Source organism: Streptomyces sp. JLBG701 (genome assembly GCF_058544905.1).
Window position 1 is genome coordinate 3390236 of record NZ_CM178588.1, and the last position, 20763, is coordinate 3410998.

At 66.1% G+C, this 20763-nt stretch carries 11 protein-coding genes and 3 pseudogenes; 11 read left to right on the forward strand and 3 right to left on the reverse strand.

Annotated elements, in window-relative coordinates; genetic code table 11:
• Nucleotides 1–75: 75 nt before the first annotated feature.
• The 3 genes from AC5DRG_RS15460 to AC5DRG_RS15470 all read right to left on the reverse strand — a co-directional run bounded on the left by AC5DRG_RS15460 (nucleotide 76) and on the right by AC5DRG_RS15470 (nucleotide 4143).
• Nucleotides 76–1986 (reverse strand): DNA/RNA helicase domain-containing protein, encoded by a 1911-nt coding sequence (locus tag AC5DRG_RS15460; protein ID WP_491811074.1) that lies wholly within the window; start codon nucleotides 1984–1986, stop codon nucleotides 76–78.
• Between the two features lie 348 nt (nucleotides 1987–2334).
• Nucleotides 2335–2604: a hypothetical protein gene (locus AC5DRG_RS15465; protein ID WP_491811075.1), complete on the reverse strand. Its 270-nt coding sequence runs from the start codon at nucleotides 2602–2604 to the stop codon at nucleotides 2335–2337.
• A gap of 45 nt (nucleotides 2605–2649) precedes the next feature.
• On the reverse strand, nucleotides 2650–4143 hold the full coding sequence (locus tag AC5DRG_RS15470; protein ID WP_491813049.1) for an IS110 family RNA-guided transposase: 1494 nt from the start codon (nucleotides 4141–4143) through the stop codon (nucleotides 2650–2652).
• 253 nt (nucleotides 4144–4396) lie between these two features.
• Here AC5DRG_RS15470 and AC5DRG_RS15475 point away from each other — a divergent pair.
• The 11 genes and pseudogenes from AC5DRG_RS15475 to AC5DRG_RS15525 all read left to right on the forward strand — a co-directional run bounded on the left by AC5DRG_RS15475 (nucleotide 4397) and on the right by AC5DRG_RS15525 (nucleotide 20531).
• Nucleotides 4397–5135: pseudogene (locus AC5DRG_RS15475) on the forward strand (transposase).
• A gap of 178 nt (nucleotides 5136–5313) precedes the next feature.
• On the forward strand, nucleotides 5314–5970 hold the full coding sequence (locus AC5DRG_RS15480; RefSeq protein WP_491811076.1) for a vWA domain-containing protein: 657 nt from the start codon (nucleotides 5314–5316) through the stop codon (nucleotides 5968–5970).
• 32 nt (nucleotides 5971–6002) lie between these two features.
• Complete coding sequence (locus AC5DRG_RS15485; protein ID WP_491811077.1) at nucleotides 6003–7421, forward strand: protein kinase domain-containing protein; 1419 nt, start codon at nucleotides 6003–6005, stop codon at nucleotides 7419–7421.
• 27 nt (nucleotides 7422–7448) lie between these two features.
• Nucleotides 7449–10826, forward strand: a complete 3378-nt coding sequence (locus tag AC5DRG_RS15490; RefSeq protein ID WP_491811078.1) for a DEAD/DEAH box helicase — start codon at nucleotides 7449–7451, stop codon at nucleotides 10824–10826.
• Between the two features lie 76 nt (nucleotides 10827–10902).
• On the forward strand, nucleotides 10903–12249 hold the full coding sequence (locus tag AC5DRG_RS15495) for a hypothetical protein (RefSeq protein WP_491811079.1): 1347 nt from the start codon (nucleotides 10903–10905) through the stop codon (nucleotides 12247–12249).
• A gap of 162 nt (nucleotides 12250–12411) precedes the next feature.
• Nucleotides 12412–14625, forward strand: a complete 2214-nt coding sequence (locus AC5DRG_RS15500; protein ID WP_491811080.1) for a hypothetical protein — start codon at nucleotides 12412–12414, stop codon at nucleotides 14623–14625.
• Nucleotides 14622–16559: a DUF2357 domain-containing protein gene (locus tag AC5DRG_RS15505; protein WP_491811081.1), complete on the forward strand. Its 1938-nt coding sequence runs from the start codon at nucleotides 14622–14624 to the stop codon at nucleotides 16557–16559. Before AC5DRG_RS15500 ends, AC5DRG_RS15505 begins: the two co-directional genes overlap by 4 nt.
• A gap of 303 nt (nucleotides 16560–16862) precedes the next feature.
• Nucleotides 16863–17630: pseudogene (locus AC5DRG_RS15510) on the forward strand (IS256 family transposase); the annotation flags it as partial.
• Between the two features lie 55 nt (nucleotides 17631–17685).
• Entirely contained in the window at nucleotides 17686–19770 is a 2085-nt protein-coding gene (locus AC5DRG_RS15515) for an ISAzo13 family transposase (protein ID WP_491811082.1), read from the forward strand.
• A 7-nt stretch (nucleotides 19771–19777) separates the two neighbouring features.
• Nucleotides 19778–20257: pseudogene (locus tag AC5DRG_RS15520) on the forward strand (transposase); the annotation flags it as partial.
• Between the two features lie 64 nt (nucleotides 20258–20321).
• Nucleotides 20322–20531, forward strand: a complete 210-nt coding sequence (locus AC5DRG_RS15525) for a hypothetical protein (RefSeq protein WP_491811083.1) — start codon at nucleotides 20322–20324, stop codon at nucleotides 20529–20531.
• Nucleotides 20532–20763 lie beyond the last annotated feature (232 nt).

Below are 20763 nucleotides of genomic sequence, written 5' to 3' on the forward strand. Positions count from 1 at the left end.
AAGTGACCACCCTCCCAGCGCATATGACACGTCGGTCGGCTGGAAGCACCGACATCATGGCCGGATATCACGCGCTCACCGCCGCAGAAGGGGCTCCTCGATCGCGGCAGGCCGTGGCTTCGGTCGGCTGGACACCAGTTCCCGCAGCTTCTCCCGGGTCTCCGGATCGGTCGAGTACACGATCGTGCCGACCATCCCCCGCGTCAGCAGCACCTTGTACGTGTTCCGGATGAGACGGTCCACATCGGTGTCCGGTGTGGACTTCTTGAACACCGGGTCCTTGGAGGCGGAGCGGTCGGTGACCCAGCGGTCGCTTCGCCAGACCAGGTCCGGGCCGATGATGACGCCGGACCAGTCGTACTCGAATCCCTGGGCGGTGTAGACGCAGCCGATCTGCCCGAAGCCCGCCGGGTCGGTGGCCCACAGCGCCGACGGGGGCGCGCCGGAGACCGACCGGTCCCCGCGCAGGTTCCAAGGCCGGGCCCAGCCCCCGATGACGACGTCGGGAGGCAGTGGCTCGCCGGGCTTGGGCTCGGGGGACCACCGCCAGCAGTAGCCCGCGGACATCCGGGCGCCGTATTTCTCGGCACGGCGGGCGTCGAGGAACGCCTCAAGTTCTTCAGGGCTGTCGGCAACCAGCAGCTGCATGCGGTCGTCGGGCTCCCACACGACCGGCCCGCCGGGCTCAAGGCCGAGGAGTCGAACCACCCAGCGCAGGTAGGCGTCGCTGCCTCCGCAGCGGAACTGGCTGTCCAGGGGGACAACATGGCAGTCGATGCCGCGTCTGGCCGCGGCTTCACGGATTTCGCCCACGGTGCCCATCTCACCGGGACGCACCACTTGGTGCTCATCGAGGAAGAAGACCGGTACGTGAGCGACGTCGATGAGTTCGTCGATCTGTGCCCTACCGGTCCGCAGCGCCGCGCGGGTGTAGCGGTTGGCAGACGTCTCCCGGATGCGGTGCGCCTCGTCACAGATCAGAGCACCCAGGCTGTTCTTCTCCGTGGTCATGAAGCTGTTGAAGTACTTGAAGAGATCCTGGACTTCCCGTTTCCGCGAACCGGCCACCTTGCGCATCGTCTTGGTGAACGACTGCGAGCCGGTCGCGTGGACCGCTGCCACGCCCCTCCGGTAGAGCTCGCCGAGCAGTTGGAGCGCGATCACGCTCTTCCCGGTACCGGGGCCGCCGGTGACGATGACGACTTCCTTGTGGTCGGCGCGCTTCGCCCGCTCCACCGCGTTGAGCACCATGCGGTAGGCGACCTGCTGCTCGTCGAGGAGGACGAACTGCTGTCGCTCCCGCACTTCCTGGGCGGCCACAGACATCAACTGCTTCGACGGCACGGTGGCGCCCGCGAGCAGTTCGTCGGCCGCACGAGCTCCGGGGTGCTTGTCGCTCAGCTTCGACCGGAGGTGGTCCAGGAACGCACCACGACGCTCGCCGGTAAAGAGCCGACCCTGCCCGTCGCGCTCGATCTCCCGCAGCCCCGCGACCCCGAACTCTGTGGCGTTGTGCAGGAAGGCCACTCCATGGACCCGCTCGCTGTGCTCGGCCAACGCACCGTTGAAGTTGACCAGGTAGTCGCAGTATCGCCGCACCTGCTCGATCGGGTTGAGCACGGGGTGCGCGTAAGCGTCGACATGGCACAGCGTGGGGTCGTCCTCGTGCGGAGCCGCCTGGCTCCACTGCTTCAACTCCACCACGACGTAGGACGGCTCCTGCGTGACCGGGTGCAGGCCTGCGAGGACGGCGTCGGCACGCTTGCTGTTCAGCGGTAGCGCGTACTCCAGCATGACCTCGACGTCGCCCAAGCCGGCGTCGTTGAGCGCGGCTGCCAGAAGCGGGATGCTGCGCTCCCAGGAACGCATCTCCGAGGCTCCGGGCCGATAGCCGTGCATGTGAACGAACTGCTCGGTGAGGTGCAGGAACAGCGAACCGTCGAGTGCCATGACGGCGACCGTTTTCGCGGACGCACGGAACAGCAAGGACTTCCCCCAGGCAGCACGAAGAGACTCGTGCGGGTGGGGGCATGTCCTTCGAGACTCCACCGGAGTGGAACGGAAGCCCGTCGGGCCGCGTTGACGATGTGTTTGAGGGTACCTGGCGGTTCTGGCAGTCGTACCGGAGGTCGCAGTGGCGGCAGCAGACGCTGTGCCTGGTCTCCCCTGCCGACGCCGGACGCCCTCGTCAGCGGTCAGCGGTGCGCTTGTGCCGGCCCCGTGCTAGCCCACCGTTCCGAGGCATCGGGCTCTTCGTGGCACCTCAGGAGGTGTGGCCTCTGGTCCGAAAATGAAGGATGAGTGCTGGTCAACGAGGTGACTGGTGGGGTGTGTTCACGGGGCCTCGATGGGGTCGAAGCGGACGGTGTATCCGAGGGCGTTGGCCTGTCGGGTGAGGCGGCGCATGGCGCGCTCGGGGTCGTACTTGGCGTAGGAGTCGCCGTCGAGGTCGGTGTAGGGGACGTTGTCGGTGAGCATGTGCCAGACGGCGGTCAACAGGGAGTGTTCGAGGGCGACCAGGGCTTTCTTCTTGCCGAGGCGGGGTACGAGCCGGTGATAGCGGGCGCCGAGGTAGGTCTTCTCCTTGGTGCGCGAGGCGGCCATCGAGGCGGTTCCCAGTGCGGCGTTGAGCCAGCGGTTGCCGTGGCGTCATCTGCCGGATTTGTGTTTCCCGGCGGATTCGTGGTGGCCGGGGCAGACCCCGGCCCACGAGGCGAGGTGGCCGGCGGTGCGGAAGCGGCCCATGTCGCCGCCGGTCTCGGCGATGACAGCCTCTGCGGTAGCCCGGCCGACGCCGGGAATGGTTTCAAGCAGCTCCAGCTGGTGGGCGAAAGGGAGCATCTCCTCCTCAATCCGTGCCGACAACTCTGCGATGGTCTCGGTGAGGTGGTCGATCCGCTCCAGGTGCAGTCGGCACAGGAAGGCGTGGTGTTCGCCGAAGTTGCCGGTCAGGGCCTCCACCAGAACAGGGATCTTGGGGCGCATACGGGCCTTGGCCATCTGGGCCAGGGTGTGGACGTCGCGTTCGCCGTCGATGAGCGCGGTGAGCATGGCCCGTCCGGAGACGCCGAGGATCTCGGTGGCCACGCTGGAGAGCTTGATGCGCGCGTCCTCCAGCTCCTTCTCCAGCCGCTGGGCCTCCCGGGACCGCTCCATGGTGAGGCTGGTGCGGTAGCGGGTGAGGTCACGCAGATGACGAATGGGCTCCGGCGGTACGAAAGAGGCTTTGAGCAGGCTGCATTCACCCAGCTGGCACAGCCACTGGCTGTCGGCGACGTCGGTCTTGCGTCCGGGCAGGCCCTTGGCGTGCGCGGCGTTGACCAGGATCACGTTCAGGCAGTCCTCCAGCAGGTAGAACACCGGCCGCCAGTAATCGCCCGTTGCCTCCATCACCACCAGGGTGACCTGTTCGGCGACCAGCCAGTCCCGCAGCTCCAGCAGAGCGTTGGTCATGGTCGCGAAGGTACGGGTGACCTGCGCGAGGAAGGCGTTGCTGTCGAATCCTTTGTCCCACAGCACCAGCATGTCCGGCCGCAGCAGATGCAGCAGCCGGCCGGCGTAGCTTGTCTCGCCCTCGGCGGTGGGGCCGAACACCGCGCCGACCAGGGCCCGGGTGCCGGTCTCGACCAGCGTCATCAGCTCCAGCGTCGGATAGCCATGATGCGAAGTCCTGCCCAGCCAGGCCCGGTTCCGTTCGGAATCGGGAACCCCCAGCGAACTGCAGCCGTCGAACGACACCATCCGGTACGAACCGAAGCGCACACCTGGCGTCGTCGGCCGGGCCAGCAACCCGGCCAGCACCTCGAACAACGCCCGCACCGGCACGCTGCCGATCCGCCGGCGCAGGTCACGCAACGCCTTCGCCGACGGACAGACCACCGGCATCCCGGACAGACCAGCGGTCAGCTTGTCCCAGACCAGCCGGTAGCCGGCCTCGGGGAACAGGCACATCGCCAGCAGGAAGTAGACCCCGACCCGCGACGGAAGATCACGCAACCGCCGCTGTACCGCCCTCGTATCCGCAAGGACCGCGTCCACCAGCTCGAACGGCACGACAGCAGTCAGCTCCCCCAGATGCCCGGGCGCGAACCGGCCCGCGGCCACCGTGACCGTACGGGTGATGGCCGTCAGCGCAGACGGCAGGACACAATGATCGGGCAACGGAGCTCCCTCGGGACAAGCTGTCTTGGTCGACTGCCTGTACCAACGAGCTCCGTTGCTCTGCGCCGGGAATCCTTCAACTCCCTTGCGTGACCTGCGAAAACGCTAACTACCCGGCCTTGGGGGAAGCCCCAGGCCACCGATCGGGTGACGGCGACCTTGGCCACAACGCACAAGGCTCCCGTGCCGTTGAGGGAGGTGTTCGAAGTCTCAACCCATCGACGCAGGAGCCCTGTTGGTCCCTCATCCTGCCGCACTCGACCTGCCTCATGCCCTGGTCGAGTGGGTCACCATGCTCATCGTCACCCGCGAGGGTGACCGCCGCTGCAAGCTCCCACCGCACCAGCGTGCCCTGGTCGCTCTGGTGTACCTGCGCAAGCACGAGCCCCTCGCGCAGATCGCCGCGGGGTTCGGCATCTCGGTCGGCACGGCGCATGCCTACACCAGCACGTCCTCGATCTGCTGGCCGCCCGCGCCCCCGGTCTGCTGCGCGCTCTGCGCGAGGCGGACCCCGAGTTTGTCCTGCTCGACGGCACCCTGGCCAAGTGCGACGGCCGCGCCGACTACTCGGCCAAACACCGCCGGCATGGGGTGAACCTGCAGGTGGTCACCGATCCCCATGGCGAGGTGTTGTGGCTGTCCTCGGTCCTGCCCGGGCGCTGTCACGACCTCACCGCGGCCCGCACCCACCGGATCATCAGGATCTGCGAACGTCAGGGGGGGACCGATCCTGGCCGATCTCGCCTACCTCGATGCCAGCGCGTGGGTGACCACACCGGCCAGACGGCCTGCGGGGAGGCGAGCTGACGCTCACCCAGCAGACCGTCAACCGGGCGCTGTCGAGGGCGCGGGCCCCGGTCGAGGGTGGAATCGCCCGTCTGAAGTCCTGGCGAATCTTCCGCAGAGCGCGGTGCAGCCCGAATCGAATGACGTCAATCGCAGCAGCGGTCCTCACTCTGGAGCGGAAACGCTGAAAGACCTCACTGGCCATGTCCACCCAAGCTTGCCGTGTGAGGCACCGTCAAACGTGATTCGTAGTACCTTGTGTGCCCCAGTGCCAAGAACGACCTGGCCGCGACCGGCGTGCCGGTCTGGAGCGATCACCTTGGTCGAGAACGTTGGGGGGGCGTCGTGGGTACCGCGCCGCGGTTCATGGCTGCGAAGGCACGTCCGCTGCCAGTCCTTGTGCTGGCGGACGTAAGTGGAAGTATGGGGGAGCCGCAGGAGAAGATCGATGTACTCAATGAGTGCATCCGCCGTATGCTCAGCGACTTCGCAACGGCTGATGTTGGGCGGGGCGTCATTCACGTCGGAGTGATCGCCTTCAGTCAGGATGGTGCCGTTCTGCACCAGGAGCTGGTTCCCGCAGCCAAAGCTTCGTGGACCGACATGCAAGCCCGGGGCGGCACCCCACTAGGAGCCGCTCTCACACTCGCCGACGAACTGCTGCGTGACGAGGCAACGCTTCCACCCCGCGCGTTCTCCCCCACCCTCATTCTCGTATCCGACGGGAAACCCAACGACGACTGGGAAGAAGCACTCGACCGTTTGCTCGACTCTCCCAAGGGTTCAAAGGCCACCCGACTCGCGATCGCTATCGGCGGCCCCGACATGACCGAGCAGGCGAAGGCCGTTCTGCGGCGGTTCGTCAGCGATGAGGCCAGCGGCGTATTCGAGGCGCAGGATGTCAGTCGGATCCAGCAGTACTTCCGTTGGGTGACGGTCACTGTCACTCAGCGTGCCCAGAGCACCCGCCCAGACCGGACACCGGCGTTGAACCCCGAGGACCTGTCCGACTTCGGCGCCTGAACCAGCAGAAACGCGCAGCGAGAGGAAAACCGGTGACATCGCGCTGGGACCTCGGCGGTCTGCTGCGGCCAGTCGAGGACGAGTATCACCAACTGTGGTCGCTGTCTCATTCCATCGGAGCCGGTGGCCAGGGCGAGGTATGGCTGGCCCGAGGGGGACGCACCGCCGTCAAGATGATCACAGCTCCGACTCAGGAAGCGGCCGAGGCCGTACACGCTCGGCTGCGGCGTATCCAGCGTCTTCCGCTGGACGATATCCCGCTGGCCGGCGTACTTGCCCTGCTTGCCCCTCCCAAGCTTGGCTACGTCATGGAACTCGCTGACGAGATGGTGCCCTTGGACACTCTGTGCGTCTCGGATGAGGAGGATTTAGCGGCCTGGTACGTGCGTACCGGCGGACTGGAACGCCGACTGCGTCTGCTGGCTAAACTCGCAGACGCCATCGCCCGCCTGCACGCCCGAGCCATCGTGTACCAAGACCTGTCTCCGTCGAACGTCCTGGTATCCGCCGCTCCTGAGCAGCAGGAGATCAGGCTCATCGACGTGGACAACCTCGGTCTCGTCTCGGCAGTCGATTCCGCGCCGGTGCACACCCCGGGATACGGGGCTCCGGAGATTGTTGCAGGCTCCAGCGGCGCAACCACCCTGGCAGACGCCCATGCGCTTGGTGTGCTGGTCTTCGAAACTCTGACAGCGAGCCATCCGTTCCGTGGTGACGAGGTACTGGATTCCGATCCCGACTACCAGCAGGAGTACGCCGACCGCTTCCGCCTGCCGTGGATCGATCACCCCACCGACCGCACCAACGAGTGCACTGTTGGCATCACGCCTCGGCAAGAACTGCTGTCGCGTCGGCTGTGGGAACTGGCTTCCCAGTGCTTCATCGACGCTGTGACCGACCCTCTCGTCCGCCCGTCCGCCGCCCAGTGGGCCGCAGCACTGCACTCCGCGGCGGCACAAACCATTCGGTGCCCGGAGTGCCGCTGGACCTACCGCGCTGCCGCAACCTCATGCCTCTTGTGCCGACGACCCCGAGACCGTGCCTGGGTGCTGCACCATGGACTGACCGGGCCGGTGGGTGCTGAGTCGGAAGGCCGATCGGAGACCGGCGACGACATACCCGACGTCCGACTATCCGAAGTGCCTTTGCCGGATTTCACCGTGCTGCGCCCTGACGCCGAGACGGTGCTCACCGCACGTCACGCCTCCCCTGCTCCCGACCACCCCGACGCTGTGATCGCTCAAGTGCGACTCGACGGGCAGGATGCCACCGTACTGAACCTCTCGCGCAACAGCCTCTGGCTCGACCACCAGGATGGGCGCCCCTGGCGGGAGATAGCCCTGGGAGGTCAGGCAACCGCTCCCGTCGACGGCCGACCCTGGACGCTGCACTTCGGAGAGCGAGACGCCATCCACCGCTGGGTACGTCTGACGGCTTTGGAGGCCAGGTAGGTGAGTGTCCGCTCCAAGGAAGCAGCGATGCCGGCCCGCATGCCGGGTGAACCGATCTTCGTGTCGCTCCTCTGGCACCGCGTGCCACAAGGGCTTCCCGACCAGAAACTCTCCCGCGGCACGGAGATCCGCCTTTATCATCGGCCCACCGGTCAGCTCGACTTGGTCACCGCCTCCGCCACGTACGGTGTCCGACCGGCAAGCCCCGAGGACCAACGCAAGCTTGACCAAGTGCGGTCCGCCGGAGCCAACTGCGTAGCAGTGACTGCTCATGAGGTCGTGCCGAGACCGCCCGTCGCGAGCACACAACACCGGCCCCGCGCGGGCAGGGCGAGTTCATCTGCGCCAGCCACCGACGAGCCCTTCACCGTGCGGGCCCACATCTACGCGCCGGCAATGGGGCTCGCCGTACCACTCAGCTCCGGGCTGCAACTCGACATCAACGATGCCGTACTGGAAGACGCTGTGAAGTACGCGGGCCGGGCCGACGCCGCCAATGCCGCAGCCGTCATGGCATTCCTGACCCGCGAACTTCTCCTCGCTCCCCGCCCCGGGGGTTCGGGCGCCGCCTGGCGCATGGTGGTCTCGGCAGGACTGGCGGGAGGTTTTGAGGCCGGCTTCCGGGTACACGGGCCCGGCCTCATGGCCGACGTCGAAAGGCACAGTGCGGGCTACCGCATCATCCGTCTGCTCAGCGCAGTCCATGACCGCGGCGTTGGCCAGAAGGCCCTGGCGGTCGGCGCCCTTGAGTTCCGCGACATGACCGCCAGACAGCGCGACCGGGAGAGAATCCAGCAGGGGCTCGACTTGGTGGCCAACCAGAACGGCTACCTGGCCATGTGGGACAGGTACCAGGAACTGGAGGCCCGCCACATTCGGGGACGTATCCGCGACTTCGGGACCATCCGCTACACCGCAGTCAAGGTCGAGTCTGACGGCCGCTGCGCCTTCACCGTGGACCTGATCCGGGCGCTGCCTCGCACTCGAGCCGCGTTGGAGAACTCCACAACGGCAGAGAGGGTGGAGATCGAGGCAGCAACGGAGGTGCCGACCTCCGCAACCGATGCCGTGATGACGGATCGGGAATGGCTGGTTGCCTCCCGCGCCCAGAAGGGCCGGGGTTGGATCGGTGAACCGGCCGGATACGACAGCGTCACCGAGACCCTGCGCCTTGCCGGGACCTTCAACGATCAGAAGGATCCGCCGCCCGCGGGCTGGCTCTATCTGGCACACCGCGGTGACCAGCGCCGACTGGACCGGCGCGAGAATGCGATGCAGAAGCTACGCACGGACGGGACGCACATTCCCGCGTTGCCGACGTTGTTGGAGGGCGGCTCCTGGCCGCAGCCGGCGCAACGGCGGATCACGAAGCTCTCCCGCTCAGCACTCGACTGCTTCGCTCCGCACGGGCCTACACCCGCTCAGCGGGAAGCCGTGCTCACCGCCCTCAACACGCCTGATGTGGCAATCATTCAAGGGCCTCCGGGTACCGGCAAGACTCAGGTAATCGCCGCCTTGGTGAACCAGCTGGGTGATCTCGCCGAGGGCGGAAACATCGCCGGAACCACTCTGCTGACGAGTTTCCAGCACGCAGCGGTCGACCATCTGGTCAGTCGGGGCTGGGTCTTTGGCCTGCCTCCGCTGAAGGTGGATTCCCGCGGCCGGGGCAGTACGGTCGCGCTGGACACTTGGCGCATCGAGGCAGCTCGATCTGCCGATCTACGGCTTCGTGAGCGGCCCGTAGGCCGCCATCTTGCTGCTCAACGCGCTGCCGCGGAGTTCGCCGCCACGTATCGGGCAGCACCGGTCCCGCCCGAGTTTCTGTCTCAATTCCTCGACCAAGTGCTGGCCGAGCTTGGCGACATTGCCGAACCGTCACTGGTCGAGGAACTACGCACGCAAAAGGACAGAGCCGAGAGGCACCGGCACCGAGCCGCCGCCGACCCTGAGACCCGCGCGGACCTGCTGCCGTACGTAAGGTCCCTGCGCTGCACAACGACGGGCTTCGAGGACGATGGCCCCCATACGGCCCGCGCACTGCTGACCCGGCTCGACCTCATCGACAGCCCACTGCTCGATGGCGTCTCGTACCGCGAGCCTCTGCAGGCGGCGATCCGGGGTACCACGTCCCTGCCAGAACTGCTGGAGCCGCTGACCGAGTTGCGCGACACGCTGCTCGACAATCTCACCGCGCGGATCCGGCTGCCGGAGGTCACCGTCGCCGACCCCGAGATCGTGACCCTCCTCGACCGCCTGGCTGCACAGCTCGCGGAGGCGGTCACCCGATCACCCGATGCCGTAGCAGCAGCGCTGCTCGACTATCGGGACGATCTGCGCAGCGACCCCGAGGGGGTCGACGACACCCTGCGTGCCTATACCGTTTCGCTCGCCTCCACGTGCCAGCAGGCGGTGTCCAAGGCCATGGCGGACGCAGGTGGTCAAGATGGCGTGTTCGAGTCGGTCATCGTCGATGAAGCGGCGCGGGCAAACCCTCTCGACCTGCTCATCCCACTCGCCCAGGCCCGCCGCAGGATTGTTCTGGTCGGCGACCATGAACAGCTTCCCCACATGCTGGAACCCGATGTGGAACGGGAACTGGGTTCGCTGGGCGACGACGTTCGCGACCGGTTGCAGGAGAGTCTGTTCCAGCGCTTGGCCAGACAGTGGGAGCACGGCTCGCCGGATGGACACTCCCGGTTCGTCCGCCTCGACACCCAGTTCCGGATGCATCCGGTGCTCGGCAGCTTCGTCAGTGACAACTTCTACGACAGGAAGCTGCGCAACGGCCGTGCAGCAGCCGAGTTCGCTCACGGAATCGACCGGTACGGAGAGGTTCCCGCGGCGTGGCTGCCCATACCGCTGTCGTCCGGCGGCGAGACGTCACGCGGTACCAGCCGGGTCCGTAACGCTGAAGCCATGGGCATCGCAGCGGAGATCGCTGCCCTGATCGAACGCCACCGACAGCTGACCTTTGGGGTCATCTCTTTCTACGCCGCGCAGGTCACCGAGATCTGGAGGGAACTGAAGAAGGCCGGGCTCGCCGAGTTCACTGAGGCAGATGGATGGCGCCCCGTGCCCCGGCTCTGCCGGGACGAGGACGGCGCGCCGCTGGACCGGTTGCGGGTAGGTACCGTCGACGCCTTCCAAGGAATGGAGTTCTCTGTCACCTACTTGTCCACGGTACGCAGCTGCGCTCCGGCCGCTCGGACTGACACCAAGCGCGCCTATGGGCACCTGACCGTCGCCAACCGGCTGTGCGTGGCGATGAGCCGTCAGCAGCGGCTGCTTGTCGTGGTCGGCGACGACTACATGTTCGGCCCTGATTCGCCCTCCGAGGTCAAACCCCTGGCCGCTTTCCTCGCCCTGTGCCAGAAGGGGGTGGACGGCCGTGTCATTCGACCGTAGGACGCCCATATTCCAGCTCGCCTTCCCGCCCCACGGACACTATCGGCCCGTCCTCCTGCCGGTATGGGTCTACCAAGTGACCGCACCAACCGGCTACTCCCGGACCCTTGATGTCTTCCAGACAGTGGTGTTGCGCCTGTGCGCCGCCGGAATCCGCGACATCGGCGACCTGTCCCGGCTGATCGGACTCGACACCACCCTGTGCCGCACCGTGGTCGCCCGGCTGGTGGAGGGCCGGCTGATGAAACCTGGCCTCACGCTGACCGAGGCAGGACGGCAGACAGTGGCCGAAGGAGAGGTAAAGGAAACCGATCCCCAGCTCCTACGCGTCTTCCAAGACCCGGCCAGCGGGGCACTGCTCCCACGCATCCTGGTCGCCGACCCCGTACGCGCCGACGTGCGGGAGCACCGCGGACGCCGGGTCACCATCCAGTTCGGCACAGCCGGCGCCTCCCGGGAAGTGAGTGCACTGGCGTTGCATGGCAACGGCTCTTCGATGCGCCCGTCAGAACGCGCTGTGCTCGAAGCCTGCAGAGATCACGACATGGCGGCTCGTGGCCTTCGCGGCGCGTCCCGCAACGCCGACCACGCTTCCGTGGCAGCCCGCAGAATCGGATTCCATGGCGACCCCAATCCTGCCTACCTGGTCTGCTATGCCGCCAAGGGCGATGACGGATCTGGACGCATGTGGACGGTCCACGACCCGTTCGCCGTGGGCGACGGGCGGGTCTTCGCCGACCTGCTGGCCGGCCGCGCCGAGCGAGATGACGAGTTGAGTCGGCTGATCAACGACCTGCTCGGCCGGGAACGCCGCGATCGGACCGCCACCGCCCGCAAGGTCGACCGGGAGCTCGCCGAAGACGCCCGCGCTGACGTCGTGCGGATTCTGGGCGAAGAGATACGTGAGCACCCCGAGGTCTTGACCCATCTCGCGGACATCGAGCTGGCCCTCATCAAGGACACCGCACGGGAACGTGAGAACGCGGCTCGCAACGCGATCCGCGTCTTTGAGTGCATACTTCCCGAGCTCAACGAAAGGTTCCCCGCGCAGCTGCCGACGTCAAGAGTGCCAGCCGTACGAGAGCGCGCGTTCGTGCTGACTGCCTTCCGGCTCGGCGCCACCTCAGTGCCCCCGGAAATGCAGAAGAACTGCGCCAGCCCAAAGACCAGTTTGGCCGGGGACATCATCAGGGCTGTGTGGGCAGCCGGAGACAACAACCAGCACCCCCTCAATGCATTCATCCGGCAGCGTCCCACGCTTCTGGAGGACCTGGATCGGTCACGGATCCTGCGCAACAACGCAACACACGGACCGACTGACGCCCCGTCCCCCGATGATCTGGACCGCATCCGAACTCTCACCTACGAAGCAGCCCGCCACTTGCTCGGACTGAGCGGTGGCCGACCGACAGCAAGAGGGTGAACCAACGTCATGGGGAGAAAGCAGACGCGGGGCCGCGGTAAGGGGAAGGGACCCGTGTGGCCAGGCCAGCCGCAGGCGTCTCAACGTCCCGCTCCCACCCAGACCCGCCAATCCGCGGCAGCGGCCCCGGAGGGGCCTCCGATAGCGCCAGACGGCACTGCGGTGTTACTTGAAGAAATCAAACAGGTGGCGACCGAAGCTCAGTTGGTCAGCGCCGCCGGTGACGAGCCGGACAGCGGAGTCTCTGGACTCGAGCACGCCTGGCAGCTTTTCCGTGCGCTCGCCAAGCGCCAGACAGAAACCACAGACGCGCTGATAGCGCAGGGTGAACGGCTCCGTGCCGAGCGGTCGGAGTTCGATGCCCGTTTCACCCGACAAACTCAGCAAGCTGCAGCCCTGCAAGAGCAGCAGGAGACGCTCGACACCCGAACCGCTCTGCTCGACCGCAAGGAGAGCGAGCTCTCTGATCGAGAGTTTACGGCCGAAGCCCGATTGGCCGAACGTCGTATGGAGGCGGGCCAGGAACTCGAATCCTGGCTGGCAGACCGGCGCCGGGAGGCCGTCGAAGCCCTCGACACGGACCGCCAGGCTTGGCAGACCAGGTGGAGCGAGGCGCAGCGTCGCCTTGCTGACGCCCAAGCCGCCCTGGACCAGCGGGAGAGCGAACTCGCCCAGCGGGAGAGGGACCTGCGATCCGAGCAGGCCCGGTTAGACGGGGAACGCGAGGACGTTGCCCATCTCAGGATCGCGCTAAAGGAGCAACAGTCAGGCCGTGCCGAACGGTTCGAGCGTGAGGTGGCAGACCGCACCGGCCAGCTGATGGAGCAGATGGAAGAGGGCCGACGCCGGGTGGCAGCTCTGACTGCTAGCAACGAACGTCTCAGGGCCTGCCTCACTGAGTACGAGACCGCGTTGGCCTCCCTCGGTGGTCTAACCCTGGAGCAGGTCGTCGAGCGCTTGGCCGAGCTTCGTGCCGAGAATGCCCGTCTGACAGAGGAGAACGCCACCGCGCCTCGGGCCGATGCCCGCATGCTCGAACAACTGCAACAGCAGGTGATGCAGCTGGCCGCCGACAACGAAGAGCTGGTGAGGGAACGAGGCGAACTGGAATCCGCTCTGCAACGCGATCGCATCGCTGTCAACGAGCGCCAGAACTACCTGGAAGCCAATAACTGGCTTAGTGCCGCCAACAGCCAGCTTCGACAACTACTGAATGAGGAAGCCGCCAAGCTCAACGCCACTGCCCAAGCTGGCAAAGAAGGCCACGCCTTCCCGGCCTGCTCACGCATGGACCATGACTTCGGCACACCCCTGCCATCCGTTCCCAAGGCTCCGGAACTGCCCGCACTCGTGGAGCAGATGCAAGCGGTCATCCAGCAAAGGGCCGGCCTCTCGTATCGCGATTCGGATTTGCGCCTTGTCCTGGCAGGCATGGCCATGAGCCGACTTCATCTCTTCCAGGGCATCAGCGGCATCGGTAAGACGGGACTGGCACGTGCGCTGGCGACTGCTCTCGGCAGCCCGAGCAGCGTGGCTGTAGTCCCGGTGCAGGCTGGCTGGCGGGATCCGCAGGATCTTATGGGGTACTACAACAGCTTCGACCGGCTCTTCTACGAATCCGAATTCACCAAGGCCTTGTACCAAGCGCAGTGCCCCGCGTTCAAGGATCGGCCGTTCTTCATTGTGCTCGACGAGATGAACCTCTCCCATCCTGAGCAGTACTTCAGTGGAGTACTCTCGGCCCTGTCCATCAAGGACAGGGCCAGGCTGGCGCTAACCACAGCCCCCGTCAAGAATCCTCCCCGATTGCTGATTGACGGGACGCACATCGCCGTTCCGGACAACGTGTGGTTCATCGGAACCGCCAACCACGACGAGACGACTGTCGGCTTCGCCGACAAGACCTACGACCGAGCTTTCGTCCTTGAACTGCCCTGGCAACACCCAGAGCTCCCAGACACCACCACCGCGCCTCCGGAGCCTGTCGCCCACCGAGGCCTCACCCAGGCCTTCAGCGAAGCACGAGCCAACTACGGCACCCATGCCGCCGACATCATTCACTTCCTTGACGACAACTGGCGTCGTCGCTTCGCCGAGGAATTGCGTATCGGCTGGGGCAACCGACTGGAATTGCAGATCAAGGAGTTCGCCCCCGTCGTGGTCGCCACAGGCGGCAGCCCGGGTGAGGCTCTGGACCACCTCCTGTCCACCCGCATCCTGCGGTCTGTCCGAGGGCGGTACGACATCCACGCCGACACCCTCGACGCACTCCGCACCGGCCTCGGGGACAGTCTGAGAGGATTCGACGACACTCACGAGCCCATGGCGACGCAACAACTGCTGGATGACGAGATCCGTTCGCGTGGTCGGCGATGAACAGGAAAGCAGAGGAGCTGGCTCTCGATTCCTTGCTCGTCCGCCATCTCCTCGCGTTGTCAACCCGTCTCAGCGAGGGGACCACGACGCTCGACAGTTGGCTGGCTATGCCACCTATCATCCTCGACGTCTCCGACGAGACCTCAGCACTGCCGGTGGAGAATGCCTTCGAGCACGATTCCGGTGCTCTGCGTGCGATTTGTAATCGCCCGTACACGCGGCTGCGCACGGTAGAGGAGATCCTGCCAACTTCACGAGTGCGCTCCGTTGCCCCCGGCGCGGCGGCGCGGCTGGCCGCCCGCCCGGAAGAGTGGGCCTCGCACACGCTCGCCGGCGTCAGACCGGCCCGACTGCTGGCCCGACGCAGCGAGGAAGACGCCGACATCTACGAGAACCGGGTTGCTGTCGCCGTGCTCAGCGTGATGCGGACGCATCTGCAGCAGCGGATCGCAAAGGTGAGCGACCTGAGCAGGATGGTCGGCGATGTGCATGGGCTTCTGATGCACTCGGCAGAGAGCACGTGGCGGGCCCGACAGGACCTGACCCGGCTTCTGAGGAATGTCGAAGACTCCAGCAGGCACCAAGCAGCAGCGGGAATCCGCCTGCGGGAGCTTGAGTCCGCCCTCGCCTCTGTGGAAATCATGCTGGGCTCACCTCTGGCACGCTCAGTCGACCACCGTGCCGCGCCGCCCCGCGAACTGCATCCCACCAACCTGTTCCGCAGCGATCCCGGCTACCGGAGGGTAGCCGCGCTATGGGAGGCGTGCACCACCATAGAGGCCCCGCAGCTCGGAGCGGCTGAGACCGACCGGCGTCGGCAGGAAGTCGGCGTCGCCTTCGAACGTTTCACCGGCCTTCTCCTACTCCTCGCTTGCAGACTTCTCCAGGCAACTCCGGTCGCCGACCAACCGGCTCCTGGCCGTGGCCGCTCCACTCGCTTCCGTATGCGCGGCGCACCGTTGACGATCACCTGGTCCCTGACAGGCGACTTCACCGTCCACTGGCGAGACCGGCAGGCTCTGCGCGTGCTGCCCATAACTACTGACCTGTGCACGGCTCCCGACTCGGCCTCGGTCGCTGCCTTAATCATCGACGCCCTCCGGAGCCGACCGCCTGCTGAATGTGGGAACGATCTCGTCGTCTACCCAGGCCAGCTGCAAGCACGGGAAGACGCCGAACCGGACGTCCTCCGTGCCTCCTATCGCATTGGCCGCAGAGACGGTGATGCGCCGGAACAGCGCGCCGACGTCGCCCCGTTGTCCCCGCTGGACATCTTCAGCGTCAGCCGTCTAGTGCGGGCAATACGCTGGGCGACCCTGGGCGCCGACACTCGCCGTTATCCATACAGGGTGTCTGTGCCCGCAGCCGAACGGTCAGTCCTTTCGGAGTGCGATTGGCTCGAACCGTACCCCAGCGGAGTCGTTGTTCTACGCGCTCCGCTGCCGAACGAACTCGACCAACTGCCCGTGCTGTTGAACCGTTCGCGCTCACGCTCCGGTGGTGGCCGAGAGGGGAGGCATGACGCACAGCGGCTGCAGGACTTGCGCGCGGCACTTGAAGACGCGGCGGCGAAGACGGCGCTCCTCGAAGTGTGTCCACTGTGCCCCAAAACCGACGCTAGGAGTCGACCTACGCTCGAAGCCCGTGATGAAGGTCTGTTCGCAGTGTTCTGCCCTTCCTGCAGCACCCGGTGGGAACTCCGCCGTTGCCTCGCTTGCGGCCACACCTTCCCTCTGCTCGATCCGGACGGCCTCGCCACCATCGGGGCCTCGGAATCGGATCTTGACCGCCGCTTCGGCGGCTCCCTTCTGTCGTCACCTTGTTGGGCTGAGGAGCGCACTGGCCAGTCCATCTGCCCCGCTTGCGGCACCTGTGGCCGAGCGGACCGAGTCTCTTCCTGCCCACGTGGATGCTCCTCCCAAGCGCCTTCCTGAGCGACCAAGGCATCCCGACCTGGCTGATCGAGGCCGAAGCGATCGCATTCCCACCGCGGCATCCTTGGCGGCTTCGATGTCCCCAGGTTCTGCCCCGCGACACTCGGCAAGAGAAGAGCGCGTACGGACCCTGGCCGCACACAGGATCGTGCCCCTTGTCGTGGTGTAGCCGATCAAGGTGTGGGAGTGCGCGGGCGTCTGCCCGGGGCGCACACCTGATGCGGGTGGCCACTCCCTGACCAAAGGCGGGCCACCGTGCAACTCTCCCTGCTAAAACGCCAGTTCAAGCGGTAGGAGTGCACGATGGCCCTGTCTCAGTCTGACCTGATACGGCTGCTGGAGTCACTACGCTCGTCGGACGGAATCGAGCTCGTCCGCAGCGTGGCCGAGCGGATGCTTCAAGAACTGATCGAAGCCGAGGCCACCGCGCACATCGGCGCCGAGTGGAACGAGCACACCGCCTCACGAACGGCCCTGCGCAACGGGCACCGCGACAAGGTGCTGACCACGCTGGCCGGCGACCTGGACCTGGAGATCCCCAAGGTCCGCACCGGCAGCTTCTTCCCGTCCCTGCTGGAACGGCGGCGCCGCATCGACCAGGCTCTCTACGCCGTCATCATGGAGGCGTACGTGCACGGGGTATCCACCCGCAGCGTGGATGACCTGGTCAAAGCACTGGGCGGGGACACCGGTATCTCCAAGTCCGAGGTCTCGAGGATCTGCGCGGCCCTGGACGAACCGCTGACCGCCTTCCGCACCCGCCCCCTGGACCACACCCGCTTCCCCTACGTCTATCTGGACGCGACCTACTGCAAGGTGCGGGTGAACCACCAGATCGTCTCGCAGGCCGTGGTCATCGCCACCGGCATCACCGAGGACGGCGGACGCGAGGTCCTCGGGCTGATGGTCGGCGACAACGAGACCGAAGCGTTCTGGAAGGAGTTCCTGCGCTCTCTGCGCGAACGCGGCCTCAGCGGTGTCCGCCTCGTCATCACCGACCAGCACTCCGGCCTGGTCGCCGCAGTCAGCAAGGTGATGCTCGGAGCCGCCTGGCAAAGGTGCAGGGTTCATTGAAGCCGTCAAGGAACAACCCGTTGCTTTCATAGGACAAGCCCGTTGCTCTGGTATGAGCTTCGCCGACGATGTTCTGGACCAGCTCGCGCTGCGGTTCCAGGTCGTGTTGCCGCATCTGAATGAGCGTCAGCGGCGTCTGATGCTGGCGCAGGAGGCGCGATTGCTCGGCCACGGTGGGGTACGGGCCGTGGCGCGGCTGGCCGGGGTGAGCGAGACGACGGTTCGCAACGGTGTGTTCGAGCTGGAGGCCGGTGGGGATCCGTTGCGGGACGGCTGTGTTCGGCGTCCCGGGGGTGGCCGCAAGCCCGTCGAGGAACAGGATCCTTCTCTGGTTCCGGCGTTGCTGAAGCTGGTGGAGCCGGACGAGCGGGGCGATCCGATGTCGCCGCTGCGCTGGACGACCAAGTCCTTGCGCAACCTCGCCGAGGAGCTGACCGGGCAAGGGCATCGGGTCTCCGCTCCTACCGTCGGCCGGCTGCTGAAGGGGCAGGGTTTCAGTCTGCAGGTCAGCGCCAAGACGCTGGAGGGCAAGCAACACCCCGATCGGGACGCGCAGTTCCGCTATATCAACGAACAGGTCAAGGAGTACCAGTCCGGCGGTCAGCCGGTGATCAGCATCGATGCCAAGAAGAAGGAGCAGCTGGGACAGCTGCCGAACCTCGGACGGCAATGGCGCCCCGCCGGGGATCCGGTGCAGGTGGAGGACCACAGCTTCTACTTCATCGGTCCCGACGTCGAGGTGGCGATACCCTTCGGCATCTACGATCTGGCCCGCGACAGCGGCTGGGTGAACGTCGGCACCGATCACGACACCTCGGTGTTCGCCGTCGAGTCGATCCGCCGCTGGTGGCGGGCCCGTGGCCGGGTTGACTACCCGGATGCCGGCCGGTTGCTGATCACCGCGGACTGCGGAGGGTCCAACAGCTACCGCTACCGGCTATGGAAGGCCGAACTCGCCGCGTTCGCCGCCCAGACGGGCCTCACGGTGAGCGTCTGTCACTTTCCGCCGGGCACCTCAAAATGGAACAAGATCGAGCACCGGCTGTTCTCCCACATCTCCATGAACTGGCGTGGCAGGCCCCTGACCAGCCACGAAGTCGTGGTCAACAGCATCGCCGCGACCCGCACCCGCACCGGCCTGCGCGTTCACGCCGAGCTGGACACCGGGACCTACCCGGTGGGAATCTCCGTTAGCCGCGAGCACCTGCGCTCACTATCGATCACGCCCCATGACCAGCACGGATCCTGGAACTACACGATCGCCCCAGTCGGCACCACCGGCGACTGCGCGATCAATACCAGCGACCGCGACCACACCAGGTCACAGGTCCTGGCGATGCTCGCCGACCCGCGCCTGAGCGGCATGACCTCAGCCGAACTGGACGCACTGTGCGCCCAGTTGGCTCCCGCGCAGGCCGCCCGGGCCGAACAGCGCAAGTTCCAGCAGCGCGGCGGCCGGCGCCTGCAGGCCCCCGGAGCACACGGCAAACCCCTGCTCTCGAACGCCGACCGCATCCTGATCACCGTGATCTACCTGCGCCGCGTCTGCTCCCAGAAGGTCCTGGTCGACCTGCTCGCCATCAACCCGGTCACGATCGGCCAGGCCATCGGCGAGACCCGCACCCTCATCGACGCGCAGAAGATCACCATCTCGCAGACCGCGCACTACTTCTCCTCCGCCCAGGAACTGCGCGACTGGGCGCAGGGCGGCGCCACCACCAGCAAAATGGATCTCTCCCAGACTCTGTCTCACCCCGCACTCACCGGCATGTCCCGTCCGGACTTCCAGGCGCTGATCGACCGGATCACCGTGCCCTACCAGGCCGCGCTCGAACAACGCCGGCATCACCAGCGCGGCGGTGATCGACGCCCGGGAACCCGTGGCGGCGTCTTCCGTCAAAAGATCACCGACGCTGACCGGGTCCTGGCGACGGTCCTTTCCCAGCGAGATCTATGCAACCAGCAGACCCTGGCTGACTTGTTCGGAGTCAGCCGCGGCACCATCCGCAACGCCATCGACGACGTCCGTCCCCTCCTCGAACAAGACCCGCACGTCCCGACGCCCGCCGAACGACGCTTCGCCACCGCCACCGACGTACTCGCATCCGTCACAGAAGACAGCGAAACACCATGTTGAATCCTTACGGCTTCATTTCCTGCGCAACGTCTTCAGCGTGATCGACAAGGAGTCCGGCGAGATGGTCGCCGCGACGATCCGCACGATCTTCACCCAGCCGACCGCGGACCTCGTGCGCACCCAGCTGGACACCGTCGCCGACATGCTCGGCAGCCAGTTCCCCAAGGTCAGGGCCATGCTCCTGGACGCCAAAGAAGACCTGACCGCCTTCGCGGACTTCCCACCACGGCACTGGAAGAAGATCCAGTCCACCAACCCTCTGGAACGGATCAACCGGGAGATCAAGCGTCGCACCAACGTCGTCCAGGTCTTCCCCAACCCGCCCGCCCTGGAACGGCTGACGACCGCCGTGCTCTGCGAGATGCACGACGAATGGATCGCCTTTCCCCGCCGCTATCTCCCTGAAGGCAGCATGGACAAGCTCTACCCCGAGCTCCCCGAAAGCGCCCCCGCACTCCCCAACACCACCAACAAGCCGACCAGTTGATCGGCTACACCACGACAAGGGGCACGATCAGCAATGGGAACTGCTGGAGGAAGCGGCCCGCGGTATGTGCACCTGGGACGAGGCGTCCAACGAGTGGGACCAGCACGACGCTATCCGGGAATGGCTGCGCCGACTGCGAGGGCAGGCCGCTCAGATCCTCGCCGCCGTCCTGCGCGAACACCCCAACAGCGCGGGGCACTTCGCCGATCTGACGCGGGAGCGCACCGTGGACGTGGCCATCCGCGGCGCCATCAACTCCGCAACCAGTGACTGACCACACCCCGCCTGGCGAACAGTTCTGTGTCTGTTCATCACCCCGGTCGACTGTATGCCCCGTGACGGTTGGACAGGCGCGGACTGTGCGCATCACCAGCAGAACCTGGACAGCAAGGAGTTCACGAGGAGGGCTGGGCAAGACGAGCACGGCCATACCCAGGCAGCAAGGAACAGCGGTGATCGGCTACTCACAGCCCCGTCCTGGCGTAGTAGACCAGCTACAGACCGCC

Coding starts and splice junctions, on each gene's coding strand:
- AC5DRG_RS15465 (WP_491811075.1), bottom strand. CDS start 2,604: ATGGCCGCCTCGCGCACCAAGGAGAAGACCTACCTCGGCGCCCGCTAT.
- AC5DRG_RS15480 (WP_491811076.1), top strand. CDS start 5,314: ATGGCTGCGAAGGCACGTCCGCTGCCAGTCCTTGTGCTGGCGGACGTA.
- AC5DRG_RS15490 (WP_491811078.1), top strand. CDS start 7,449: ATGCCGGCCCGCATGCCGGGTGAACCGATCTTCGTGTCGCTCCTCTGG.
- AC5DRG_RS15505 (WP_491811081.1), top strand. CDS start 14,622: ATGAACAGGAAAGCAGAGGAGCTGGCTCTCGATTCCTTGCTCGTCCGC.
- AC5DRG_RS15515 (WP_491811082.1), top strand. CDS start 17,686: ATGAGCTTCGCCGACGATGTTCTGGACCAGCTCGCGCTGCGGTTCCAG.
- AC5DRG_RS15525 (WP_491811083.1), top strand. CDS start 20,322: ATGTGCACCTGGGACGAGGCGTCCAACGAGTGGGACCAGCACGACGCT.